Here is a 23523-nt window from a genome sequence, read left to right as displayed (position 1 = left end):
CGACAGGGCCATCTCGCAAGACATGGCCCTGTTTGCATCTGGCCGCATGCATTGTTGCCGAGTCAGGCACACGGCCCCGCCCCGTGATATTGTTCTAGTGCACGGAGGCAATTCTTTGAAATGGCTGCTGGGGGAGGCAAGGCGTGAGCGACGACGACACACCCGTTCCGGATGCGGTCCCCGCAGGCGGCTTGCCGCACGGCCTGGTCCAGCGCGACGAGGGCGTGTTCCTGGACCTGTCGCTGGCGCCGGCGCAGCTGCGCGCCGCCGTCGACCAGCTGTTCCAGTCGGGGCAGTTGCTGGCGGGCCTAGATTACGGTTTGTTCCTGCTGACCCTGTTCCATGCCCCCGCACCCCGCGCCGCGCCCAAGGGCGACGCCTTGCTGCGCATCGCCGTGCGCGTGGCGCCGTTCCCGCCCCAGCGCCGCGCGCTGTATAAACAGGTCAAGATCCGGGGCGACAGCGCCGAGTTTTATTTTGAAACCTTGCCTGCCGACGCGGATGGCCAGGCGCCGGCGCGCCGCGAGTTTGACGAGCTGGTGGCTGACTTGTGGTGCAAGGGCGTGCACTACGGCATCGATAGCGTGGCCGTGCGCGCCATGCTTGCCAGCGGCAAGGCCGAGCGCATCACGGTGGCGCGGGTGCTGCCGCCGCAGCCGGGGCGCGACGCCCAACTGGTCGAAGTGTCGCAAGGCATCCACCGCGACGATGCGCCGCGCGAACGCTCCGATGGCCGCCTGGATTTGCTCAGCTTCAAGAACCGCTTCCCGCAAGTGAAAAAGCACGCGCGCCTGCTGCGCCTGCTGCCGGGCACGCCCGGCTTGCCTGGCTATGACCTGGCCGGCAAGCCAATGCCGCCGCCCGCGCCGCTGGAGCTGGACCTGGCTGCGGTGGCGGGGCCAGGCACGTCGGTCGAGTATTTCAGCGATGGCGCTTTCGTCGTCGCCACCATGGATGGCTATGTGAATGTCGATGAGCACGGCAAGATGTCGATCGAAAACAAGATCGTCAGCCGCGAAGGCGTCAGCAGCCGCACCACGGGCAATCTGAAGCTGCGCGCCGCCTACGAGGAGTATGGCGAAGTGCAGGAGCAGCGCCAGCTCGACGGCAGCGACATCACCATCCATGGCGACGTGTATGGCCATCTGCACTCGCATGGCGGGTTGATATGGCTCAAGCGCAACCTGGTGGGCGGCACGGCCTTCAACGAGCACGGCGACGTGCGCGTCGAGGGCGTCGCCTCCGGTTCCGTGCTGCAGGCGCTGAGCGGCGAAGTGCACGTGAAGCGGGCCGAAAGCTGCGTCATCGCCGGCACGCGCGTGGTGATCGACAGCGCCAGCAATTGCGAGATCATCGCCGACGAGGTCGTCATCGAACTGGCCGAAGGCTGCGCCGTGGCGGCGCGCACCATCCGCATCGGCAGCGCCGGTCCCCGCAGGCAGGTGGAAATGCTGCTGTTTCCCCTCGTGCCCGACTTGAGCGCGCTGGAGCAAAAGATCGGGGAAAGCCTGGCGAAGGCGGCGCAATTCCTGCAGGTGCAGCACAAGCGCCAGCAGGAAATCGATGCCATCGCGCAATTGCCCGAGGTGCGCAACTACCTGACCCTGGCCGGCCAGCTGCGGCGCGGCGAATTGCAGTTGCAGCCAGCGCAGCAGGTGCAGTACGACAAGCTGGCCGCGCGCATCGCTCCCGTGCTGAAGGAGGTGGCGCGGCTGCGCGTGGAAGTGAAACAGTCGGAAATCCTGCACGCGCAGATGCTGGCGCTGGTGGAACAATTGCGCCAGGAGCGGCAGGCGACGGCGGGCCAGTCGCGCTGCACCCTGGGCCTCGTCGATGGCGAGACGACGGTGCGCGCCCTCGTCGTGCCGCCCGGACCGGCCAAGGTCTACGACCGGCCGCCGAAAGAAATCAAGGCCTTGCTGCGCAGCGCCACGCCGGCCACGCAGCCTGTGTTCGCGGACAGCACGGGCAGCCTGGACTGGACTTACCAGCCACCGCCCTGATCAGTCGATAACTTTGCCGCGGGATTGCTTGAGGACGCTGTGCGTGCTCTTGCTGTCGAGGCGGCGCCGCTGCGAGCTGCGCGTGGGCTTGGTGGCGCGGCGCACGGCGGGCAGGAAAGTCACGCTGTCGATGATTTCCTGCAAGCGCCGCAATGCCTCTTCCTTGTTCTGCTCCTGGCTGCGCGACTGCTGCGCTTTGAGCACCAGCACGCCATCCTTGCTGATGCGGCTGTCGCGCAGGGCCAGCAGCCGTTCCTTGTACGCTTCCGGCAGCGACGAGGCGGCGATGGGGAAGCGCAAATGGATGGCGCTGGACACCTTGTTGACGTTTTGCCCGCCCGGGCCCTGGGCGCGGATGGCGGAAAATTCAACTTCAGCGGGGTTGACGAGGTGTTGCATGGCCTGCCTGTTGGGGGGAATGTGGGTATTGTAAGGGAAGATGGCTGCGCCGGCGCAAGGCGGGGCGCCGAGGTCAGGCTGGCCTTCCGGGAAAGTTGAGTTTTCTCAACGCCGCTTGCGGCGATGCTGGTTAGCATGGGGCCAACGTTGCGCCACTGCGCATCCTGGCAGCGCTTACCGGATGAAAGGAACACCATGCAGCCCACGACCACGCCTGGCGCCGCAACCGCGCAATACCTGACGCAGTACTTGAGTTTCCGGCTGGGCGGCCTGGAATACGGCCTCGATTACCGTTGCGTGCGGGAATTGCGCCCCCTGAAGGAGCTCGACCGCTTTTCCTCGGAAGGGGAAGTGCTGCACAGCGTGGCCGTCTCGCGCGGCGTGATCATTCCCATCGTCGACATGCGCGCCGCGTTCGGCAGCGCCCACGGCGCGCCCGACCCGGCTACCGACGTGATCATCCTGCAGCTGAGCAATGGCGTGATGGGCATGGTGGTCGATGGCGTCACCGATATCGTCAGCCTGGCCCCCGCCGACATCGCCGCCGTGCCCGGCCTGGGCGAGACGGAAGCCGATTACCTGCTGGGCCTGGGCACGGTGGCGGGTCGCCGATTGATCCTCGTCGACATCGACCGCCTGATGGCGATCCGCAGCCCCAGCCCCATGCAGGCGGCATAAAAAAAGACGACCCGGAAGTCGTCTTTTGTCGCTACTTGCTTAACCGAGCTTTTCGAGTTGATCTTGCAAGTCCAGCCATTCCGCTTCCAGCTGCGCCAGATCCTTGGTGAAGAAGGTCTGGTCGGCCAGCAATTGTTTCAGCTTGGCCTTGTTGGCCGCGTCGTAGATGGTCGGCTCGCCCAGCTTGGCGTCGGTTTCCGCCTTTTGCGCATTGCGCTTGGCGATCTGCTCTTCCTGGCGCTTGATCTTGTTTTCGATCGGCTTGCGCAGGGCGGCTGTTTTCTGGCGCTCTTCCGCTTCCTTGCGCTTGTCGCGCACGGGCGCGGCAGGGGCGGCAGCTACCGGCGAAGGTACGGAAGACGTCACGGGGAAGTCCGTCTTGTTGGCCTTGCCGGCGGCCGGCAGCACGTCCGTGCCTTTGCCCAGCTTGGTCTTGAACAGCCAATCCTTGTAGTCGTCCAGGTCGCCGTCGAACGGTTGCAGCTTGCCGTCGGCAACGATGATGAATTCGTCGGTGGTGGCGCGCAGCAAGTGGCGATCATGGGACACGACGACCAGGGTGCCTTCGAACTGGGCCAGCGCTTCCGTCAGCGCTTCGCGCGTTTCCAGATCCAGATGGTTGGTCGGTTCATCGAGCAGCAGCAGGTTAGGACGCTGCCAGACGATCAGGGCCAGCGCCAATCGGGCTTTTTCGCCGCCCGAGAACGGTGCGATCGACGCGGTGACCATGTTGCCGGGGAAGTTGAAGCCGCCGAGGAAGTTGCGCAGTTCCTGCTCGCGCACGGTCGGGGCGATCTTCGCCAGATGCCACAGCGGCGATTCGTCGTGGCGCAGCATTTCCACCTGGTGCTGGGCGAAGTAGCCGATGTTCAGGCCCTTGCCCATGGTGGCGTCGCCCGTCAGCGGCATCAGTTCGCCGGCGATGGTCTTGATCAGGGTCGATTTGCCGGCGCCGTTCTGGCCCAGCAAGCCGATGCGCTGGCCGATCTGCAGCGAAAACTTGATGCCGTTGACGATGGTTTTATGCGTGATTTCGCCCGTCGCTTCGTTCTCGATCTTGTAGCCCGCATCGACGTCTTCCATCACCAGCAGCGGGTTCGGAGCCGACAGCGGCTCGCGGAATTCGAACGAGAATTCGGCGGCGGCGCGCAGTGGCGCCAGTTCTTCCATCTTCGCCAGCGCCTTCATGCGGCTTTGCGCCTGGCGGGCCTTGGACGCTTGCGCCTTGAAGCGGTTCACGAACGATTCCAGATGGGCGCGCTTGCGCTGCTGCTTTTCCAGCGCGCCGGCGGCCAGGATCATCTGCGCCGCGCGTTGGCGCTCGAAGCTCGAATAGTTGCCCGAGTAGCGTTTCAGCTTGCGCTCGTCGATATGCACGACCACGTTGACGACTTCGTCGAGGAAGTCGCGGTCATGGGAAATGATCAGCAAGGTGCCGGCGTAACGCTTGAGCCAGTCTTCCAGCCAGATGATGGCGTCCAGATCCAAGTGGTTGGTCGGTTCATCGAGCAGCAGCAGGTCGGACGGGCACATCAGCGCTTGCGCCAGGTTCAGACGCATGCGCCAGCCGCCGGAGAAACTCGCCACCGGTTGCTGCATCTGGTCCAGGGTGAAGCCCAGGCCCAGCAGCAATTGCTCGCCGCGCGATTGCACGGTGTAGGCGTCGGCATCGGCCATGGCGCTGTAGATTTCGCCGATGGCGATACCGTTTTCCGACGTGGCAGGCTCCGATTCCAGGCGCGCCAGTTCCGCTTCCAGTTTGCGCAGGGTGACGTCGCCGTCGATCGCATAGTCGAGCGCGGCACGGTCCAGCGGCGGCGTTTCCTGCGCCACGTAAGCCACGCGCCATTTGGCCGGGAAATCGATCTCGCCCTGGTCAGGGTGCAATTCGCCACGCATCATGGCGAACAGGCTCGATTTGCCCGCGCCATTGGCTCCGATCAGGCCGATCTTGTCGCCCGGATTGAGGGTGACATCGACTTGTTCGAGCAACGGTTTGATGCCGCGCATCAGGCTTACTTGTAGGAAACGTATCATTTTTTTCTTTGTGTTGTAAATTAAGGCGCTGCGCGCTGACGCCAGCGCTTATACCAGCTTGAGCTGCTCGGCCGTCAGCAGGAAGACCATGTCGTCGCCGGCGCTCGTCGTCAGCCAGGTCAGGCCCAGTTCGCCGAAGGCCGCTTCCGCGTATGCGCGTTCGTTGCCGATTTCAATCATCAGGATGCCGTCATCCGTCAGGCGCTCGGCCGCGCCGGCGATGATCTTGCGCACCAGGTCCATGCCGTCGCTGCCGCCGTCGAGGGCGATTTGCGGTTCGGCCAGGTATTCCTGGGGCAGGGCGCCCATCGACGCGGAATTCACGTACGGCGGGTTGCTGATGATCAAATCATATTTCTTGGCCGGCACGTTCGTGTACAGGTCCGATTCGATCAGGGTGACGCGGTCCTGTAATTTGTACGTGTCGACGTTGCGCTTGGCCACGGCCAGCGCATCGGCGGAAATGTCCACTGCGTCGACCTGGGCGTTCGGGAAGGCGTCGGCCATCATGATAGCCAGGCAGCCCGAACCGGTGCACAGTTCCAGGATGTTTTCCACGGCTTCCGGTTCCGCCACCCACGGCGAGAAGTATTCAGGGATCAGCTCGGCGATGAAGGAGCGGGGCACGATCACGCGCTCGTCGACGTAGAAGTTATACGTGCCCAGCCAGCCTTCCTTGGTGATGTAGGCGGCCGGCACGCGGTCGATGCTGCGGCGGTCGATGACGCTCATCACGCTGGCCACTTCCGACGGCAGCAGCTTGGCGTCGAGGAACGGTTCGAGCTTGTCGAGCGGCAACTTCAACGTGTGCAGGATCAGATAGGCCGCTTCGTCGAACGCTTCGGCGCTGCCGTGGCCGAAAAACAGCTTGGCGGTATTAAAACGGGTAACGGCGTAGCGCAGCAGGTCGCGTGGCGTGGAAAACGGGTTCGGGGTCATGGCATTCTCGAAAAGACGGTGTTCTGGCCCGCCGTGACGGGCCTCGGTATTCTGGTTCAGACGGGCAGCAAATGCTCCAGAGTGCGCCGGTAAATATTCTTCAGGGGATCGATGTGGCGCAGTTCGATGTGCTCGTCGATCTTGTGAATACTGGCATTGGGCGGCCCGAATTCTATCACTTGGGGGCAGATTTGCGCGATAAACCGGCCATCCGAGGTGCCGCCCGTGGTCGACAGCTCCGTCGCGAGGCCCGTTTCTTCCAGGATGGCGGCCGACAGCGCATCGCTCAAGGTGCCGCGCGGCGTGAGGAAGGGCAGGCCGCTCAGGGTCCACTGCAAATCGTATTGCAAGTCATGCCGGTCGAGGATGGCGTGCACCCGTTCCTGCAATCCCTCGGCCGTGCTGGCCGTGGAAAAGCGGAAATTGAAGTCGATCACCATGTCGCCCGGAATCACGTTGTTCGCGCCCGTGCCCGCGTTGATATTCGACATTTGCCACGAGGTGGGCAAGTAATACTCGTTGCCCGCATCCCATTTCTCTTCGACCAGGTCGGCCAGCGCCTGCGCCGCTTCGTGGATGGGATTCATTGCCAGGTGCGGGTAGGCAATGTGACCCTGCACGCCCTTGATCGTCAAACGGCCCGACAGCGAACCGCGGCGGCCGTTCTTGATCATGTCGCCCAGCTGCGCGCTCGACGTCGGCTCGCCCACCAGGCAATAGTCGATCTGCTCGCCGCGTGCCTTCAATTGCTCGCACACGATGACGGTGCCGTCCGTGGCCGGGCCTTCCTCGTCGCTGGTGATCAAAAAGGCGATCGAACCCGTGTGCTCCGGCGTGGCGGCGATAAATTCCTCGCAGGCAATTACCATGGCGGCGATCGAGGTCTTCATGTCGGCCGCGCCACGGCCGTACAGCTTGCCGTCGCGGTGCGTGGGAATGAAGGGCTGCGAACGCCATTGCTCGACGGGGCCGGTCGGCACCACGTCCGTATGGCCGGCAAAGACGAATACGGGCGACGTCGTGCCGCGGCGCGCCCACAGGTTGGTGACGTCGTTCGACTGTATCGTTTCGCAGACAAAGCCCAGCGGCGTGAGGATGTCGATCAGGTGCTGCTGGCAGCCCTTGTCGTCGGGCGTGACCGAGGACAGGGCGATCAGTTTTTCGGTCAGGGCGAGGGTTTTGGAGGTGGTCATGGGTAAGGTCGTGCCGGCAACATCGTTCCGGTTGTCAACTAAGTATGGTTACAGCGAGAAAAGGGTCTGGTACTGCGCATCCGAAAACGCCACGCTGAACTGGCCATCCTTGTCCAGTACGGGGCGCTTGATGATGGACGGGTTTTCCAGCATCAGCTCCAGGGCGCTGGCGGCGTCGGTGATCGATGCTTTGCGCTCGTCGGACAGGGCGCGCCAGGTCGTGCCTTTCTTGTTGACCAGCACGTCCCACGGCAATTGCGCCAGCCACGCCTCGACGGTGGCGCGTTCCAGGCCCTGCTTCTTGAAGTCGTGGAAGGTGAAATCGAGTTGCTGCGCGGCCAGCCAGGTGCGGGCCTTTTTGACGGTATCGCAGTTGGGGATACCGTAGAGTGTAATGGTCGTCATGGGTAGGGCTAAGGAGGTATGAATGCGGTTCGCTTGATCGCGGCGCTTGCGCTGGCGCGATATGCGATGTTAGCCGACATTATACAGTCGATGCGCGGTCGATGCGGCAGTGCAACAAGGTTGCATGTTCATGGCAGGTTCAGGGCTAGGCGCTGCGGATGCCCAGCAGCGTGGCGGCCTGGCCGAAGTCCGGATGGACCGAGAGCGGCGTGGCGGACACCCGCGCGAGCTTGGGCGCGGCGCGGTGGAACAGCACCAGGGCCGTTTCATCGTTTTTGTGGCGCGACATGTAGAGCATGCCGTCAACGGTGTCCGGATGCGCATGGATGGCCGCTGACCATGTCTTGGTCGTCTGGTACGACGATGTACCGCTGAGCCCTCCATGGCCGCCCAGCTTTCTGAGGGCGGCGCCTGTCAGGTCGGCCAGGATGAGCGTTTCCCCCGTGAGCCGAATGACAAAACGCGCCCGAATCACGGCCAGCTCGATCACGAAGCGGTTATGGATGGGTTTGCGGTCATGCAGCAAGGTTTCAGCGAGGGCGACGGCCAGCGAACTACCGAGATAGCAGGTGCCGAATCGGGCCGCCACCTGTGGATGGGGATCGTCGAAGCGGTAGGTGTTTGCCCTGCCGAAATACGGTTCGCCCGTGGCATGGCCGGAGATCCGGTACAGCGTGGCGGGATCGCAGCGCGCCGTCTGCAGCGCTGCGGGCAGTTGCGGCAGACGGGGCAGGCGCAAGATTGCCACGGTCGTGCTGCTATTCGTCTGCGTAGGCGCGGGCGGCCGCCATCACGGCATCGAGCTTGCCTTTGGCCAGGGCCTCCAGCGGCGACTTGCCGCCCAGAGACAGGCGCGGGGCGGTAAAAAAATCCCATTTGGCGGCGCCGGGCAAGTCGCCGAGGATTTTGCTGATTTTTTCCAGGATGTGGCGGTCGTGGCGGGGATCGGCGAAAAATGCTGGATAGACATATTCTCCGGAGGCGCCGCGCAAGGCAAACAGGCGTCTGGCTTTGAGTGCCGCACTGAGCGCTTGCGGCGTGACTTCCAGCCGGGCGCGCAGTTCCGGGCCGGATAGCAAGCTGTGCGACGCCAAGTCTTTTTCACGCTGCTGCCGTTCCTGCTCTTCCAGGCCGCGCATGAATTGCCGGGTGCTGACGTGGCCGGCATGTGCGTCGATGCCGGAAACCCGGTTCAACTCCCGTTCGGCCACGATATCGAGGTCGCGCCGCATTTGCGCGAGCAGCGCGGGCCGGTCGTCGCGCGGTACGGCGTCCAGCAGCGATGCATACGCTTCCTGGAACGTATCTTGTGCAATATTAAAGCGCAAGCCGGTGGCGCTGGATGCGAGTGTGTCCGCCAGCTTGCTGGCCAGCGAGGGCGTGGCAGGCGCATGCCCGGTGTCGGCGGCGGCCTCATCGATCATGCCGGTGTCGCCCTTGCCGGCAGGGGCGCGAGTATCCGAGGTGTTCGATGTATTCGACATGGCCCTATCCTTGAAACGCATGTTTCAGCATAGGACAGGAAGTCAAACAAAGCAAACAAAGCAAAGAAATTAAGTTGGTTGGCTTGATGTGGCACAAACCGTCAACTCTGTGATGTTACACAGGCCGTGGCGCCGCCTTGCCCGATTCGGCCGGACCGAAATGCAGGCCCAGCCGCAGGGCCAGGGCGCGCAGGGCGCCGCTTTCCTGCAGGTGCAGGGCCAGCGCGATGTGGCCGTCGGGGCGCACCAGATAGGCTGCGTCGCGGCCCAGGCCGGCCAGCTTGGCGGCGACATTGAAGGTGTAGCAATGCACGGGCAGTTTCAGCACGCGCGCCTCGTCCAGCAGTTCGGGCGCCGCTTCGCCATAGATGTGCAATTGCCAATCCATGCTGCGCAGGGCCGTGAAATTGTCTTGCGTGCCGTCCGAGAACCACGGCAGGCGGTCGCCGCCGCGCAAGTATTCCGCGTGGCCCGCGGACAGGGCGCTGTCTTCATAGCTGATCTGGATTTGCGACACGGTCCGGAACAGCAAGCGGCGCGCCCGCCCGAAGCCGGAGAGGAAGGGCAGCGCGTGCGGCACCAGCCAGCGGCGCAGGAATTGCCCGGCGATGCCTTGCGCGACGATGGCCTGGAAGGCGCGGTCGGTGGTGGCGACGAGCTTGCGGGCAAACACGATGCGCTCGCTTTCATAGGTGTCGAGCAGGGCGTCGTTGCTTTGTCCCCGCAGCTTTTGCGCCAGTTTCCAGGCCAGGTTGACGGCGTCGCCCAGGCCCGTGTTCATGCCCTGGCCGCCCACGGGGCTGTGCAGGTGGGCCGCGTCGCCGAGGATGAAGCAGCGCCGCTCGCGAAACTGCGCCGCCACCCGGTGATGCACTTTATACGTGGAAAACCAGTTCACGTGCTCGACCTGGATATTCAGCAAGCTTTCCACCTGTTCCCGCACGTCGTCGAAGACGGGCGCGGGCGCGCCTTCCGGCCGGTCGGGCAGGATGCCGATCAGGCGCTGCATGCCGCTGGTGCGCACGGGCAACATCAGCGCAAAAGAGTTCGCGCCCAGGTGGGCGTGCAAATCCGTGTTGTTGCCGGCCACTTGCGCATCGGCCACGTAGTACAGGTGGTCGTAGGTGCCGCCCGAGAACGCGAAGCCGGCGATTTCGCGCACCTTGCTGCGGGCGCCGTCGCAGCCGCAAATATAGTTAAACGTGCAATATTGCCGTTCGCCATTATTGAGCAGAATGGCTTGCACTTCGCTATCGTCCTGCGTCCACAGGTCCAGCGCGACGTTCCATTCCACATGCACGCCGGCCGCTGCCAGCTTGCTGATGAGGAAGCGCTCATGCTCGTCCTGGGGCAGGCTCAGCACGAAAGGGTAGGGACTCAGGCCTTCGCCGATCTCGCCCAGCGCCAGTTTCACCAGCTCCTCGCCGCCTTCGTGGATGTGCATGGCATTGATCTTGATGCCCAGGCTGACCAGCTCGTCGGCAAAGCCCAGCTGCTGGTAAAACTCCAGGGTGCGCGCATGCACGGCCATGGCCCGCGACGCCTGGCCCGGTCCGCTGTTTTTATCGATGATGCGGCAATCGACGCCATGGCGCGCCAGGCGCAAGGCAAGCATGAGGCCGGTAGGACCGGCGCCGACGATCAATACGGGAGGAGTATTCATGCCATCCAGTATAGGACAGGATGGGTGATGGCTGCGCGACGATTGAAGTTGCTATCTGGAAATGAAAATGTCCCGCCGGTTGGCAGGACATGATTTTTTACGTGCGTCACGACGCCTCTGCAAACCGTAGCGAGCACGCTCAATATCGGGTCGAGTAGCGGAACTGTACATGTAGTACAGTGAGCAACGGAAACCGGATAGTGGGCAGCGCAGTAGGTTTACAGAGGTGTCATCAAATACCGCGCAGCAGCTCGTTGATACCCGTTTTTGCGCGGGTCTTCGCATCCACGCGCTTGACGATCACGGCGCAGTACAGCGAGTACTTGCCGTCTTCCGAAGGCAGGTTGCCCGAGACCACGACGGAGCCGGCTGGCACGCGGCCGTAGGTCACTTCGCCCGTGGCGCGGTCGTAGATCTTGGTCGACTGGCCGATGTACACGCCCATCGAGATGACGGAATTTTCTTCGACGATCACGCCTTCGACGATTTCCGAACGGGCGCCGATGAAGCAGTTGTCTTCGATGATGGTCGGGTTTGCTTGCATAGGCTCCAGCACGCCGCCGATGCCGACGCCGCCGGACAGGTGGACGTTCTTGCCGATTTGCGCGCAGGAACCGACGGTGGCCCAGGTGTCGACCATGGCGCCTTCATCGACGTAGGCGCCGATGTTGACGTAGGATGGCATCAGCACGACGTTCTTGGCGATGAAGCTGCCGCGGCGGGCGACGGCTGGCGGCACCACGCGGAAACCGCCCTTGGCGAAGTCTTCCTTGGTGTAGTTGGCGAACTTGGTCGGGACCTTGTCGTAGAACTGCATCGTGCCGTCCGATGGCAGCACGACGTTGTCTTCCAGGCGGAACGACAGCAGCACGGCTTTCTTGACCCACTGGTTGACGACCCAGTCGCCCGAGGTTTTTTCCGCCACGCGGATGCTGCCGTTGTCCAGGCCATTGATGACGTGGGAGACGGCGTCGCGCAGTTCGGCCGTGCCGTTGCCCGGATTGATCTCGGCGCGGTTTTCCCAGGCCTGGTCGATGATGTTTTGCAGTTGTTGGCTCATGATGATGTCTTATTAGTGAGTTAATGCGGATGCGGAAAGCTGCTGGCAGAATTTTACTATGCGTAAGGCTGCTTCCAGCCCTTCGGCCGTTTCGGCCACGAGGGCCATGCGGATGCGGTTGCGGCCCGGATTGATGCCGTGCGCGTCGCGCGCCAGGTAGCTGCCAGGCAATACCGTCACATTATATTCGGCGTACAGGCGTTGCGCGAATTCGGTGTCGGACAGGCCCGTGCGGCTGACGTCGGCCCACAGGTAGAAGCCGGCGTCCGGCAATTGCACGTCCATCACCGATTGCAGCAGCGGCGTGATGGCGTCGAACTTGGCGCGGTACTTGGCGCGATTTTCCTCGACATGGGTTTCGTCGTTCCAGGCCGCGACGGAGGCCGCCTGCACGGCAGGGCTCATGGCGCCGCCGTGGTAGGTTCGGTAGAGCAGGAATTTTTTCAATACTTCGGCATCGCCGGCAACAAAGCCCGAGCGCATGCCCGGCACGTTCGAGCGCTTCGACAGGCTGGAAAATACCACCAGGCGCGCATACGGGCGCTCGATGGTGGACAGGCCCAGCATGTGCGCCGCCTGCAGCGCGCCCAGCGGCGGCGTGTCGCCGTGGTAGATCTCGGAATAGCACTCGTCGGCGGCGATGACGAAATCGTAGCGCTCGGACAGGGCGAACAGATGTTCCCAGTCCGTCAGGGTAAGCACGGCGCCCGTCGGGTTGCCTGGCGAGCACAAAAACAGCAGTTTTACTTTTTCCCACACGCTGGTCGGTACGCTGTCGTAGTCGCAGCCGAAATTGCGCGCCGGGTCGGAATTGACGAAATACGGTTCGGCGCCGGCCAGGTAGGCGGCGCCTTCATATATCTGGTAAAACGGATTCGGGCTGATCACGAGCGAACCGGCGGCCGGATCGATCACCGTTTGCGCCAGCGCAAACAACGCTTCGCGCGAACCGTTCACGGGCAGGATTTGCGTGGCAGGATTGAGCTTGGGGATGCCATAGCGGCGCTCGAGCCAGCCGGCGATGGCTGTACGCAAGGCTTCCGAACCGATGGTGGTCGGATAGCTGGCCAGGCCATGGATATTGTCGACCAATGCCTGCTCGATGAAAGCCGGCGTCGGGTGCTTGGGTTCGCCCATGCCCAGGCTGATGGGCGCATACTCGGGATTGACCGTCACGCCGGCAAACAGCTGGCGCAGCTTTTCAAAGGGATATGGTTGCAGTTTAGCAAGAAGTGGATTCACGGAACGGACCAGGGCAAGAGTGGAAAGACGATGTTGCTCAGCGATTGCTAGGCGATTGCTTGGCGCGGCAGACTTGATGCCGGTCAAATAATGAGCCGCGTCTTTCATTATAGCCGTCCTCGCGGGGCCGCTGTGCAAGCCGCATCGGCGTGAGGGCTGCCCGGCTTGCCACGGCATGCCGCAGCGGGGAGTGCCATGCTATGGCGCGGCAAGGTAAAATACGCTATGTCTACCTTACTTCCCACCCTGCTTGCCATTGAAACCTCGTCCGAACTCGCCTCCTGCGCCTTGTTGCGCGGCGATGTCGTCCTGTCCCGCGCGTCGTCGGGCGTGCGCACCCATTCCCAGTCCATCTTGCCGATGGTGCAGGAATTGCTCGCTGAAGCGGGCGTGACCCTGGCCGACGTGGACGCCATCGCCTACGGCTCCGGTCCCGGCTCGTTTACGGGCGTGCGCACGGCTTGCGGCATCGCGCAAGGTCTGGCCTACGGCGCCAAGCTGCCCGTCGTGCCCGTCGTCACCCTCGACGCCATGGCGCTCGCGTGCCACCAGCAACATGGCGCGCAACGCATCGTGACCGTGCTCGACGCCCGCATGGGCGAAGTGTACTGGGCGCAATATGATTACCAGGATGGCTTGCAGATTGTTGCGCCACCGGCCCTGAGCGCGCCTGCCGGCGTGGCGCCGCAAGGCGACGTGGCCGCTTGCGGCAACGGTTTCAGTGCATACGCCGAAGCGCTGGCCCCGCTGCCATGCGCCGCGACTGCCGACGCCGCCATCATGCCGCACGCCGTGCAAGTGGCGCAGTTGGCGCGCATCGCCTTTGCGGCCGGCCAGTTCGTGACCGCGGCCGAGGCGCAGCCTTTGTATTTGCGCAACAAGATCGCCTTTACCAGCGCGGAACGGCAAGAGATGCAACAGGCCAAGGCCGCTGCGGAGTCCGCGCAATGAGTGTGGCGGACCAGGACCGCGCTGCCGGCTGGGACTTGCTGCGCCTCGACTATCAGCCGATGGCCGAAGCGGACTTGACCGAGGTGCTGGCGCTGGAGCAGCGCGTGTATCCGCATCCCTGGACGCACGGCAACTTCGTCGATTCGCTCAAAAGCGGATATCCGGCCTGGGTGCTGCGCGACGTGGATGGCACCCTGCTCGGCTACTTTTTGCTGATGCTGGTCGTCGACGAGGCGCACTTGCTCAACGTGGCCGTCGAAGGCGCGATCCAAGGCCAGGGGCTGGGCCGCTTCCTGCTGAACCAGTCCTGCGCCTGCGCGCGCCAGCTGGGCATGGAATCGATGCTGCTGGAAGTGCGCCCGTCGAACGTGCGCGCGCTCGATATTTACCAGCGCTATGGATTTGAACAGATCGGCCGGCGCAAGGGATACTATCCGGCCAGCAACTCGCAACGTGAGGACGCCATCGTGATGCGTTATACCTTATGAGCCGCAGCGCCGTTTTCCTCGATGAAATGGGCGTCGGCCCCCTGTGGCGCTTGCGCCAGGGTGGCGCGCCCGAGGCCGCTGAAGCGGCTGACGTCGCCGAGATCGTGGAAGCAGCAGCGGCACCGGTGGCCGCCGTGCTTGAAGCTGTTGCGCCGGCCGTACCCGCAGCGGAGGTTGTTGCTGAGGTGAAAGCCGTTGACGTTGCTGCGCCTGTCGCTCCCGCTCCTGCCACGCCTGTCGCTCCCGCCGCTCCCGCCGCATCTGACGATACGGCCTGGTTCGACGATGCGCCGCCACCGCCGCCCGCCAGACAGCTGAGCGATACGGATATCGCCGCCCTCGACTGGGATGGCTTGACGGCTGCCGTCGCCAAGTGCGCGCGCTGCGACCTGTGCAAGACGCGCAAGGGCGTCGTCATGGGCCGCGGCGACCGCCAGGGCGATTGGCTGATGCTGGCCAGCAGCCCGTCGCGCCTGGAAGAGCGGGAAGGGCGCGCCTTGCCGGGCGAGCAGGGCAAATTGCTCGACAATATGCTGAAAGCCATCGCCGTCGATGCGGATCGCGATGTGTACATCACGCACTTGCTGAAATGCCGTCCGCTCGACGAGGCGGGCCAGGAACGCTTGCCGACAGAAGCCGAGTCCGCCGCCTGCCGCCCGTATTTCGAGCGCGAACTGGCCCTGCTGCAACCGCGTACTATTTTGACGCTCGGCTCGATGGCCGCCGCCGGCATCAATCCCGGCGAGAAACCCGTGCGCGGTACCGTGCGCCAACTGGGCAAGGCTGCCGTCGTTGCCACTTTCCACCCGGAAATGCTGCTGCAGGACGAGACGGGCAAGGCCAAGGCGCGCGCCTGGGCCGATCTGTGCCTGGCGAAAAGCACGCATGGTGATTCGCACGGTGAGTGATGCCGCCGCCGGCGCCTTCCAGGCCCGCTTCGAGCGCCGCTGGGGGCATCTGACGCACCCCCGCGTGCGTGCGCTGGCCTGGCTGCTCGACTCGCCCGACTTGCTGGACCCGTCCAGCTCCCACTGGGGCGGGCGCATCGCCAGCCTCGCGCCCGTCACGCCTTCTGTTGTCGATTGGCTGGGCGCGCTGCAAGACGATCCGTCGCCGCTCGATGCGGCGCTGGGGCCGAAATTCTATTCCCGCCTGGGCCTGTACGCTGAAAAGCTGCTGGCCTTTTATTTTGAGCAACACGGACTGCTGCAAGCGCATGGCTTGCAAGTGCAAGTGAACCGCAACGACACGGTGGGCGAGTTCGATTTCCTGCTGCGCGATGGAGCGCAGGGTGACGCGTTGCTGCACTGGGAATTCGCCACCAAGTTCTACCTGCTGGAAGGCGCGCCCGATCCCGGCGTCTTCAATCACTTGATCGGCCCCAACCTGGCCGATACCCTGGGATTGAAGATGCGCAAGATCCTCGACAAGCAACTGGCCTTGTCCCGCCATCCGGCCGCGCAAACCCTGCTGGCGCAGCCCGTGCGCGCGGCGCAGGCGCTGGTCAAGGGCTGGCTGTTTTATGCCCCGGACGCCACGCCCGCCCTGGACGGTATTTCCCAGGATCATGGACACGGCTTCTGGTGCGCGCCCACACAATTGCCCACGCAGCGCTATGTCGTGCTGCCGCGATTGCAATGGCTGGCGCCGTTCAAGGGCCGCGACGTGGAAGTGCTGGATGTGGAGGCCTTGCGCGCGCGCTTGTTTGATCTGGCGCAACCGGTGATGGTGGCCACGGTGGATAATGTCGAAGGCTGGGAAGTGGAGTGCACGCGTGGTTTTGTCGTGCCGCCTGACTGGACGGAGCAGGCTGCCGCGCGGCGGCTCGCTGGCATGCTGCCAGCGTAATGCCGGGGGCTGATCCGCTGGGTCAGCCTCCGAAATTAATGCTTTTGCTCGCCAATCAAGGAAAGATTGTCGTGCTCGGCCTGGTTCAGCTTGTGCTTGCGCATGATCATGTACATGGTGCCGGCGACGAACAGGCCGAACAGGGTAATGATGATGTTCAGCGGCAGGTGCAAGCGGATCATGATCGAATACACGGCCAGCATGGTCAAAATAGACAGGTTTTCATTGAAGTTCTGCACGGCGATGGAATGGCCTGCGCTCATCAACACGTGGCCGCGATGTTGCAGCAGGGCATTCATGGGCACGACGAAAAAGCCGGACAGGGCGCCGATCAGTATCAGCAGCGGGTAGGCGATCCATACGGAATGTACTTGCGTCATCATCATGACGATCACGCCCATGGCGATGCCCAGTGGAATGACGGTCAGCGATTTGCGCAGCGGAATGAAGCGGGCCGACAGCACGGCGCCGGCGGCCACGCCGATGGCGACCACGCCCACCAGGCTGGTCGCCTTGTCGAAGGGCATGTTCAAGGATTGCTTGGCCCATTCCAGCACGATCAGCTGCAAGGTGGCGCCGGCGCCCCAGAACAGGGTCGTCACGGCCAGGGTGATCTGGCCCAGCTTGTCTTTCCACAGGATGGAATAGCAATTGGCAAAATCGGTGATCAGTTTGATAGGATTGCGTTCCTGGTGCGGATATACGCAGCCCGTGTCGGGAATCTTCAGGTTGGCCAGGGTCGCCAGCACATAAATGCCGACCACCACGCACAGGGCCGCTTCCGTCTTGTTGGTGATGCCCGTGTCGATCAGGGGGAAGTCGAAGGACAGCAGCATGTCGGACACGTGGCCGCTGACGAGCGCGCCGCCCATGACGGTGCCGAGGATGATGGAAGTGACGGTCAAGCCTTCGATCCAGCCATTCGCCGCCACGAGCTTTTCCGGCGGCAGCAGTTCCGTCAGGATGCCGTATTTGGCGGGCGAGTACACGGCCGCGCCAAAACCGACGACGGCGTAGGCCAGCAGCGGGTGTACGTGGAAGAAGACGAGGGCGCAGCCGAAGATCTTGACCATGTTGGCGATGAACATGACCTTGCCTTTTGGCAATGCATCTGCGAAGGCGCCGACAAAAGCGGCCAACAGCACGTAAAACAGCACGAACGACAGTTTGAGCAGCGGCGTGATCCACGCCGGGGATTTCATGGACACCAATAAATCGACGGCGACAAAAAAGAGGGCGTTATCTGCCAGCGAGGAAAAGAACTGCGCCGCCATGATGGTATAAAAACCACGATTCATTCTGGATTGCCTGAAATCATATCTGGCTTGCTTTATACCACGAAAAAACGGCAAACCCCAAGTTTGGAAGGGGCCGCTTTGCATAGTCTTGTCTAAGCGAACCTTAATTTTTCTGCCGTAGAAAAATACACATACATGTGAGCATTTTATAAATGATGTCCTCTGCATACGACCTTGGGCGTCTGCCGTGTCCGCGTACGGTGCATCCGGTAAAATACGGCTTTCCCACCCGCCGTGAACGACGCATATGCCCAGGCCCCTTCTCGCCACCATCCATCTCGATGCCATGCAACATAATCTGGCGCGCGCCCGTGCCGGCGCCCGCGGCGCCAAGGTGTGGGCCGTCGTCAAGGCAAATGCCTATGGCCACGGCCTGGAACGGGCCATGCGGGGCTTTGCCGGGGCCGATGGCCTGGCGCTGGTCGAGGTCGACTACGCCGTGCGTCTGCGCGAACTGGGCTGGACCAAGCCCATCTTGCTGCTGGAAGGTTTTTTTGACGCCAGCGATTTGCCCGTCATGGCGCAATATGGCTTGAATGGCAGCGTGCATTGCGAGGAACAGATCGCCCTGCTGGCAGCGGCGCGCCTGCCGCACGCCATCGATGTGCACCTGAAAATGAATACGGGCATGAACCGCCTGGGCTTTACGCCGGACGCCGTGGCGGGGGCATATGCGCGCCTGCGCGCCATGCCGCATATCGGCACGATCACCCTGATGACGCATTTCGCCAACGCGGACGAGGCGGCGCCCACGCGCTTGCCCCTGGAGCAGCAGATGCTGCGTTTCGAAGCGGGCGCGGCCAGCATCGGCGCCGGCGTTGGCACATCATTGCCGCGCAGCCTGTGCAATTCGGCCGGCGTGCTGCTGCACCACCTGGACAGCGACTGGGTGCGCCCCGGCATCATGCTGTACGGCGGCACGCCCAGCGGCGCTCCCGGCGGCACGTCGGCGCAGGCGTTCGGCTTGCTGCCCACCATGACCTTGCGCAGCAGCATTATCGGCATCCAGGATATCGCCGCCGGCGAAGTGGTGGGTTACGGCAGCCGCTACGAAGCGGCCGGCAATATCAAGGTGGGCGTGGTGGCGTGCGGCTATGCGGACGGCTACCCGCGCCATGCGCCCGAAGGCACGCCCGTGCTCGTCGACGGCGTGCGCACGGGACTCATCGGCAGGGTGTCGATGGACATGCTGATGGTTGACCTGACGCACGTGCCCGGTGCAAAAGTCGGCAGTGCCGTCACCTTGTGGGGCCAGGGCATGCCGATCGACGAGGTGGCTCTGGCCGCCGGCACCATCGGCTACGAGCTGATGTGCGCATTGGCGCCCCGCGTGCCCGTGGTCGAAGCGACACAGTGACGGCGGCCCGCCGTTTGTATATACTGTATATATAGACAGCAGTTTCACCTTACCCGGGCAAAGTACACCATGGCAAAAGTCAAGACCATCTACACCTGCAGCGATTGCGGCGCCATCAGCAACAAATGGATGGGGCAGTGCACCTCGTGCAACCAGTGGAACACCATGGTGGAAACCCTGCCCGAGACGGGCGGCAACAACCGCTATTCGAACCCGCAACACATGTCGCTGGCGCAGACGGCGCCCGTGCTGTCGCTCGACGATATCGACGCCATCGACGTGCCCCGCTTCGGCACGGGCATCGAGGAATTCGACCGCGTGCTGGGCGGCGGCATGGTGGCGGGCGGTGTCGTGCTGATCGGCGGCGACCCCGGCATCGGCAAGTCGACCCTGCTGCTGCAGGCGCTGGCCAATATGTCGCACCACAAGCGCGTGCTGTACGTCAGCGGCGAGGAATCGGGCGCGCAGATCGCCTTGCGCGCCAAGCGCCTCGTCATCGACGCGAAGGAACTCAAACTGCAGGCCGAGATCCAACTGGAAAAGATTCTCGCCACCCTGGCCGATTTAAAACCGGAAGTGGTGGTGATCGACTCCATCCAGACCGTGTATTCGGACGCGCTCAGCTCGGCGCCCGGTTCCGTGGCGCAAGTGCGCGAATGCGCGGCCCAGCTCACGCGCGCGGCCAAGCAGACGGGCGTGACCATCATCCTGGTCGGTCACGTGACGAAAGAGGGCGCGCTGGCCGGTCCCCGCGTGCTCGAACACATCGTCGACACGGTGCTGTACTTCGAGGGCGACGCCCATTCCAGCTTCCGCCTCGTGCGCGCCATCAAGAACCGTTTCGGCGCCGTCAATGAACTGGGCGTGTTCGCCATGACGGAAAAGGGCTTGAAAGGGGTGTCGAACCCATCCGCGCTGTTTTTGTCGCAGCACGACAACCAGGTGCCGGGCTCGTGCGTGATGGTGACGCAGGAGGGCACGCGCCCGCTGCTGGTGGAAATCCAGGCCCTGGTCGATACGAGCCACTTGCCGAATGCGCGCCGCTTGTCCGTCGGCCTGGAGCAGAACCGCCTGGCCATGCTGCTGGCCGTGGCGCACCGCCACGCGGGCATCGCCGCCTTCGACCAGGATGTGTTCATCAACGCCGTGGGCGGCGTGAAGATCACGGAACCGGCGGCCGACCTGGCCGTGTTGCTGGCTATTAATTCGTCGATGCGCAACAAGCCGCTGCCGCGAGGGCTGGTGGTGTTTGGCGAAGTGGGGCTAGCCGGCGAAATCCGTCCCGCGCCACGGGGCCAGGAGCGCTTGCGCGAAGCGGCCAAGCTGGGCTTTACCTTGGCCGTGGTGCCCAAGTCGAACTTGCCCAAGCAAGTCATCGAGGGCCTCAAGGTCATCGGCGTCGAGCGCATCGACGAAGCGTTCAACAAGTTGCGCGACCTGGAGTAAAAGTTGGTATGGTTTAAATGCCAAGCTTGAGACAAGTCAAACAAAATTTCCGTTTAGAACTATAATATTTGTCCGATGGATGCGCCTCGCGCATCCGCATCGACAATGCATAGATAGAGAAGCGGAATACAGTGTCAGTTGAGCAAAGGCAGGGCGCACGCAAGATATTGCGTGCCAAGGCAATGTTGGTAATGGATGGCGCGGGCCCCGTGGCGGCGCGCACCCTCGATGTGGGGCCGGGCGGCATGTCGGCCGTCATCGCGGAACCGGTGCCGACAGGCAAGAAGGGCAAGGTGCTGTTCGAATTGTTTTACGATGGCGCGGCGCACATCATCGAGGCGCGCGTGACCGTCTCGCACTGCATTTTCAGCAGCGCAGGTTTCAAGGTGGGACTCACTTTCCAGCAGCTGGACATGGCCGTCAGCAGCGCCATTTCGAAATTCATGCGCTGAGGCACGCCCGAAGATAAACGGCAAGTGATTGCGCTAAAATGGTGCATATGGGTTTGCAGTCAGGAAAAACCTGTTCTGTTCGCTGTTTTGATATTCCGGTAATACTGCATAATTATCAACCAGAAGAGGGACCTTGCCGCGCCACGCGCGCCTGCCGTCCGTTTCCAGCGCAGCACGGTCAGGACCTGAACCGTGCGCCATGACCTTACACCCGACGGGAACGCCTACCATGTTTAATTCGACCATCAACAGCAGGGCCTACACCAATAACACGCAGCAGACGACGCAGGGCAATATCTCGGCCGATGTGTATGCGAAGGTGGAGCGCCAGATGCAGTCGCAAAACACGGGCGTAGTCAAGCTCAACGCCAGCCTGGCGCGCGACCAGGCCAAATTCTCCGGCCTGGGCCAGCTGCAATCGGCGCTGGCGAAATTCCAGACCGTGGCCAAGAACATGGCCGGCAGCGGCCTGGCCACGTCGGCCACGTCCAGCAGCAAGGATGTGCTGAGCGCCACCACTACCGACAAGGCGGTCAGCGGCAGCCATGAAATGAACGTCAAGCAACTGGCGCAGGGACAGACCTTGCTCAGCGGCGCGCAGAAATCCTCGAGCGCGGCCATCGGCACGGGTGCGCCCGCGCTGGTCAAGATTGAAGTGGGCTCGGCCGACGGCAAGCAATTTACGCCCGGCAGCGGCAAGATCATTGCGGTGACCATCGACAGCAGCAACAATAGCCTCGACGGCATCGCCGCCGCGCTCAAGCAGCAGGGCGTCGACGCCAGCGTGGTGAAGGGCGCCGATGGCTATTCGCTGGCCATCAATGGCAAGAGCGGCGCCGACAGCAGCATGCGCATCAGCGTGTCCGGCGACGCGGCCGTCAGCAATCTGCTCAGCTATGCGCCCGGCGCCGGCAAGGGCATGCAGCAAACGGCTGCCGCGCAGGATGCGCTGCTGACCGTCGACGGCAAGGAAATCAAGAGCGCCACGAATACCCTGACGACGGCCGTCGAGGGCGCCACCATCGAATTGAAGAAAAAAGGCACGACCGATCTCGTCATCGCCAAGGACAGCAGCCAGATCGCCAGCAACGTGGCCAGCTTCGTCACGGCCTACAATGAACTCAACAGCAAGCTGCAGAGCCTGCAGCAGGGCGACTTGAAGTCCGACACGGCCCTGGGGCAAGTGCGCTCGCAGATGGAACAAGTGCTGCGCACGGCCAGCACGGGCGTGCCATCGTCGGTGCTGGGCAGCGCCGGCGTGACCCTGGGCAAGAGCGGCGAGCTGGTGCTCGACGACAAAAAACTCAAGGCAGCCATCGCGGCCGATCCGGACGCCGTCAGCAAGATGTTCACGAATAACGGCAAGGGTGTGGCGGACCAGTTCGCCAGCAAGATCGGCGAGCTGACGGGCGAAACGAGCATCATCCGCAAGGAAGTGCAGACGGTCGGCAAGGACATCACGACGCTCACCAACAAGAAAGCCGTGCTGGCCAAGGCGCTGACGGCCCAGGCGCAGGCGCTGGTGAAAGCGTATTCCGCCCAGGAGCAGATGGGGACGAACTCGGCCTTGCCGGGTTATACCGGCAAGAATTCCCTGTTCGACTTCATGGCTTGAGAGCGCACCGCTAAAGCGCCCATGGCGGCGTTGCATCGCCTTGCCGTACCAGCGTACTGCCTGCGGCGCTGCGCCTTGCCCAGAGCGCTGTATCGGCGCGCTTTCCAGTTGGCTAGATTCTGTCGCCCTGGGCAAAGAAGGCCGACGGCGAACTGCCGAAAGTCTTCTTGAACATGGCGGAAAAGGCCGACTGGCTGGCGTAGCCCAGTTCTTCGGCCACTTGCGACAGCGGCACGCCGCGCGCGATCAGGGGCGCCGCGTGCGCCAAGCGCACTTGCTGGCGCCACTGGCCAAAACTCATGCCCAATTCCCGTTCGAACAGCCGCGCCAGGGTACGCTCCGAGGCGCCGACCTGCTGCGCCCAGTGTTCCAGGGTCTGGTTCAAGCCCGGTTTCTCGATCAGGCTGTCGCACAGGCTTTTCAGGCGCTTGTCGCCGGGCAAGGGCACGCGGATGGGGCGCGTGGCCGAGCGTTTCAATTCATCGAGGATCAGTTCGGCCAGCAGCGCCTCGCGCGCCGGTTCCTGCCCCGGATCCAGCTGTTCCAGCGCCATGATCAGCTGGCGCAGCAAATTCGATACTTCCAGCACCTTGCAGTCGTGGCCCGCAAAGGGCGCGCGCGCGGCATGGATGCACAGGGGGCGCAAGCGGGTCTTTTCCAGTATCGTGACGGCATGCTCCACGTTGGGCGCGATCCAGATGGCGCGCATGGGCGGCAACACCCAGCTGCTGTTGTTGGCGGTGATGCGCAGCACGCCTTCGAGCGCCATCGTGACCTGGCCCCATGGGTGGCTGTGCGGCAATAAAAATTCATCGGGTTGCAGGTCGCGCGCGATCATGGTCACGGGAATGGTGGCGCTGGGCGCTTCCCGTGGCGGACACATGCGGGTATGGTGGAGGATAGGTACACCCATCAGCTTGGCCTTAATTCGATAAATTATGTCGTTCTGTCGGAAAACAGACGAT

The 23523-nt window shown here is 63.2% G+C and carries 22 protein-coding genes; 10 read left to right on the top strand and 12 right to left on the bottom strand.

The features are described 5' to 3' along the window. Nucleotides 1-143 precede the first annotated feature (143 nt). On the top strand, nt 144-2003 hold the full coding sequence (locus tag O3299_RS11880) for a flagellar assembly protein A (protein ID WP_305062392.1): 1860 nt from the start codon (nt 144-146) through the stop codon (nt 2001-2003). Here the strand turns inward: O3299_RS11880 and arfB are convergent, their stop codons facing one another. Continuing rightward, on the bottom strand, nt 2004-2402 hold the full coding sequence (arfB, locus tag O3299_RS11875; RefSeq protein ID WP_034779396.1) for an alternative ribosome rescue aminoacyl-tRNA hydrolase ArfB: 399 nt from the start codon (nt 2400-2402) through the stop codon (nt 2004-2006). It abuts the gene before it with no gap. 195 nt (nt 2403-2597) lie between these two features. Here arfB and O3299_RS11870 point away from each other — a divergent pair, with 195 nt between their 5' ends. Then, nucleotides 2598-3080, top strand: coding sequence for a chemotaxis protein CheW (locus O3299_RS11870; protein WP_077406904.1), 483 nt, complete (start codon nt 2598-2600; stop codon nt 3078-3080). A gap of 39 nt (nt 3081-3119) precedes the next feature. Here O3299_RS11870 and O3299_RS11865 read toward each other — a convergent pair whose 3' ends face one another. From O3299_RS11865 to dapC, 9 genes are all read right to left on the bottom strand, one after another. Beyond that, nucleotides 3120-5117: an ATP-binding cassette domain-containing protein gene (locus tag O3299_RS11865; RefSeq protein ID WP_289897235.1), complete on the bottom strand. Its 1998-nt coding sequence runs from the start codon at nt 5115-5117 to the stop codon at nt 3120-3122. Between the two features lie 48 nt (nt 5118-5165). Next, complete coding sequence (prmB, locus tag O3299_RS11860) at nt 5166-6056, bottom strand: 50S ribosomal protein L3 N(5)-glutamine methyltransferase (RefSeq protein ID WP_099667205.1); 891 nt, start codon at nt 6054-6056, stop codon at nt 5166-5168. A gap of 56 nt (nt 6057-6112) precedes the next feature. Then, nucleotides 6113-7249, bottom strand: a complete 1137-nt coding sequence (gene dapE / locus O3299_RS11855; protein ID WP_305062391.1) for a succinyl-diaminopimelate desuccinylase — start codon at nt 7247-7249, stop codon at nt 6113-6115. A 48-nt stretch (nt 7250-7297) separates the two neighbouring features. After that, the gene (locus O3299_RS11850) at nt 7298-7654 is read right to left on the bottom strand and encodes an ArsC family reductase (protein ID WP_099667207.1); all 357 of its coding nucleotides are present in this window, start codon (nt 7652-7654) and stop codon (nt 7298-7300) included. 145 nt (nt 7655-7799) lie between these two features. After that, the gene (locus tag O3299_RS11845; RefSeq protein ID WP_305062390.1) at nt 7800-8402 is read right to left on the bottom strand and encodes an RES family NAD+ phosphorylase; all 603 of its coding nucleotides are present in this window, start codon (nt 8400-8402) and stop codon (nt 7800-7802) included. 10 nt (nt 8403-8412) lie between these two features. Further along, complete coding sequence (locus O3299_RS11840) at nt 8413-9138, bottom strand: hypothetical protein (RefSeq protein ID WP_305062389.1); 726 nt, start codon at nt 9136-9138, stop codon at nt 8413-8415. Nucleotides 9139-9253: 115 nt separating this feature from the next. Beyond that, a complete protein-coding gene (locus O3299_RS11835; RefSeq protein ID WP_305062388.1) occupies nt 9254-10801 on the bottom strand; it encodes an FAD-dependent oxidoreductase in 1548 nt (515 codons plus the stop codon). Between the two features lie 232 nt (nt 10802-11033). Beyond that, nucleotides 11034-11861, bottom strand: coding sequence for a 2,3,4,5-tetrahydropyridine-2,6-dicarboxylate N-succinyltransferase (gene dapD / locus O3299_RS11830; RefSeq protein ID WP_070282206.1), 828 nt, complete (start codon nt 11859-11861; stop codon nt 11034-11036). A gap of 12 nt (nt 11862-11873) precedes the next feature. Further along, nucleotides 11874-13103: a succinyldiaminopimelate transaminase gene (gene dapC, locus O3299_RS11825; protein ID WP_305058295.1), complete on the bottom strand. Its 1230-nt coding sequence runs from the start codon at nt 13101-13103 to the stop codon at nt 11874-11876. A gap of 225 nt (nt 13104-13328) precedes the next feature. Between dapC and tsaB the strand changes: the two genes are divergently transcribed. The 4 genes from tsaB to O3299_RS11805 are packed head-to-tail and all read left to right on the top strand — an operon-like array spanning nt 13329 to nt 16390. Beyond that, nucleotides 13329-14054: a tRNA (adenosine(37)-N6)-threonylcarbamoyltransferase complex dimerization subunit type 1 TsaB gene (gene tsaB, locus O3299_RS11820; RefSeq protein WP_305056302.1), complete on the top strand. Its 726-nt coding sequence runs from the start codon at nt 13329-13331 to the stop codon at nt 14052-14054. Further along, nucleotides 14051-14542, top strand: a complete 492-nt coding sequence (gene rimI, locus O3299_RS11815) for a ribosomal protein S18-alanine N-acetyltransferase (RefSeq protein ID WP_099667211.1) — start codon at nt 14051-14053, stop codon at nt 14540-14542. The genes tsaB and rimI overlap by 4 nt, the downstream gene beginning before the upstream one ends. Continuing rightward, entirely contained in the window at nt 14539-15450 is a 912-nt protein-coding gene (locus O3299_RS11810; protein WP_305062387.1) for a uracil-DNA glycosylase, read from the top strand. Before rimI ends, O3299_RS11810 begins: the two co-directional genes overlap by 4 nt. Further along, nucleotides 15428-16390 (top strand): DUF1853 family protein, encoded by a 963-nt coding sequence (locus O3299_RS11805; RefSeq protein WP_305062386.1) that lies wholly within the window; start codon nt 15428-15430, stop codon nt 16388-16390. The genes O3299_RS11810 and O3299_RS11805 overlap by 23 nt, the downstream gene beginning before the upstream one ends. 35 nt (nt 16391-16425) lie before the next feature. Here O3299_RS11805 and lplT read toward each other — a convergent pair whose 3' ends face one another. Further along, nucleotides 16426-17688, bottom strand: coding sequence for a lysophospholipid transporter LplT (gene lplT / locus O3299_RS11800; RefSeq protein ID WP_034779369.1), 1263 nt, complete (start codon nt 17686-17688; stop codon nt 16426-16428). A gap of 247 nt (nt 17689-17935) precedes the next feature. On the opposite strand from lplT, the gene alr reads away from it, so the two are divergent. The 4 genes from alr (at nt 17936) to fliD (ending at nt 22558) form a co-directional block, all read left to right on the top strand. Beyond that, a complete protein-coding gene (gene alr / locus O3299_RS11795) occupies nt 17936-19045 on the top strand; it encodes an alanine racemase (protein ID WP_305062385.1) in 1110 nt (369 codons plus the stop codon). 69 nt (nt 19046-19114) lie between these two features. Then, on the top strand, nt 19115-20491 hold the full coding sequence (radA, locus tag O3299_RS11790) for a DNA repair protein RadA (RefSeq protein WP_230540493.1): 1377 nt from the start codon (nt 19115-19117) through the stop codon (nt 20489-20491). Between the two features lie 131 nt (nt 20492-20622). Continuing rightward, a complete protein-coding gene (locus O3299_RS11785; RefSeq protein ID WP_305052680.1) occupies nt 20623-20943 on the top strand; it encodes a PilZ domain-containing protein in 321 nt (106 codons plus the stop codon). Between the two features lie 229 nt (nt 20944-21172). After that, entirely contained in the window at nt 21173-22558 is a 1386-nt protein-coding gene (gene fliD, locus O3299_RS11780) for a flagellar filament capping protein FliD (protein ID WP_305052679.1), read from the top strand. Nucleotides 22559-22670: 112 nt separating this feature from the next. Here fliD and O3299_RS11775 read toward each other — a convergent pair whose 3' ends face one another. After that, a complete protein-coding gene (locus O3299_RS11775; RefSeq protein WP_180278731.1) occupies nt 22671-23471 on the bottom strand; it encodes a helix-turn-helix domain-containing protein in 801 nt (266 codons plus the stop codon). Nucleotides 23472-23523: the final 52 nt, after the last annotated feature.

This window comes from Janthinobacterium sp. SUN176 (assembly GCF_030587335.1).
Lineage (GTDB): Bacteria > Pseudomonadota > Gammaproteobacteria > Burkholderiales > Burkholderiaceae_D > Janthinobacterium > Janthinobacterium kumbetense.
This window is presented reverse-complemented; position numbering and strand designations above follow the sequence as displayed.

What these genes read in the sequence shown, in the direction of transcription:
- arfB (WP_034779396.1), bottom strand. Translation starts at nt 2,402, where the DNA reads ATGCAACACCTCGTCAACCCCGCTGAAGTTGAATTTTCCGCCATCCGC.
- O3299_RS11870 (WP_077406904.1), top strand. Translation starts at nt 2,598, where the DNA reads ATGCAGCCCACGACCACGCCTGGCGCCGCAACCGCGCAATACCTGACG.
- O3299_RS11865 (WP_289897235.1), bottom strand. Translation starts at nt 5,117, where the DNA reads ATGATACGTTTCCTACAAGTAAGCCTGATGCGCGGCATCAAACCGTTG.
- prmB (WP_099667205.1), bottom strand. Translation starts at nt 6,056, where the DNA reads ATGACCCCGAACCCGTTTTCCACGCCACGCGACCTGCTGCGCTACGCC.
- dapE (WP_305062391.1), bottom strand. Translation starts at nt 7,249, where the DNA reads ATGACCACCTCCAAAACCCTCGCCCTGACCGAAAAACTGATCGCCCTG.
- O3299_RS11850 (WP_099667207.1), bottom strand. Translation starts at nt 7,654, where the DNA reads ATGACGACCATTACACTCTACGGTATCCCCAACTGCGATACCGTCAAA.
- O3299_RS11840 (WP_305062389.1), bottom strand. Translation starts at nt 9,138, where the DNA reads ATGTCGAATACATCGAACACCTCGGATACTCGCGCCCCTGCCGGCAAG.
- O3299_RS11835 (WP_305062388.1), bottom strand. Translation starts at nt 10,801, where the DNA reads ATGAATACTCCTCCCGTATTGATCGTCGGCGCCGGTCCTACCGGCCTC.
- dapD (WP_070282206.1), bottom strand. Translation starts at nt 11,861, where the DNA reads ATGAGCCAACAACTGCAAAACATCATCGACCAGGCCTGGGAAAACCGC.
- tsaB (WP_305056302.1), top strand. Translation starts at nt 13,329, where the DNA reads ATGTCTACCTTACTTCCCACCCTGCTTGCCATTGAAACCTCGTCCGAA.
- rimI (WP_099667211.1), top strand. Translation starts at nt 14,051, where the DNA reads ATGAGTGTGGCGGACCAGGACCGCGCTGCCGGCTGGGACTTGCTGCGC.
- O3299_RS11810 (WP_305062387.1), top strand. Translation starts at nt 14,539, where the DNA reads ATGAGCCGCAGCGCCGTTTTCCTCGATGAAATGGGCGTCGGCCCCCTG.
- O3299_RS11805 (WP_305062386.1), top strand. Translation starts at nt 15,428, where the DNA reads ATGGTGATTCGCACGGTGAGTGATGCCGCCGCCGGCGCCTTCCAGGCC.
- lplT (WP_034779369.1), bottom strand. Translation starts at nt 17,688, where the DNA reads ATGAATCGTGGTTTTTATACCATCATGGCGGCGCAGTTCTTTTCCTCG.
- alr (WP_305062385.1), top strand. Translation starts at nt 17,936, where the DNA reads ATGCCCAGGCCCCTTCTCGCCACCATCCATCTCGATGCCATGCAACAT.
- radA (WP_230540493.1), top strand. Translation starts at nt 19,115, where the DNA reads ATGGCAAAAGTCAAGACCATCTACACCTGCAGCGATTGCGGCGCCATC.
- fliD (WP_305052679.1), top strand. Translation starts at nt 21,173, where the DNA reads ATGTTTAATTCGACCATCAACAGCAGGGCCTACACCAATAACACGCAG.
- O3299_RS11775 (WP_180278731.1), bottom strand. Translation starts at nt 23,471, where the DNA reads ATGGGTGTACCTATCCTCCACCATACCCGCATGTGTCCGCCACGGGAA.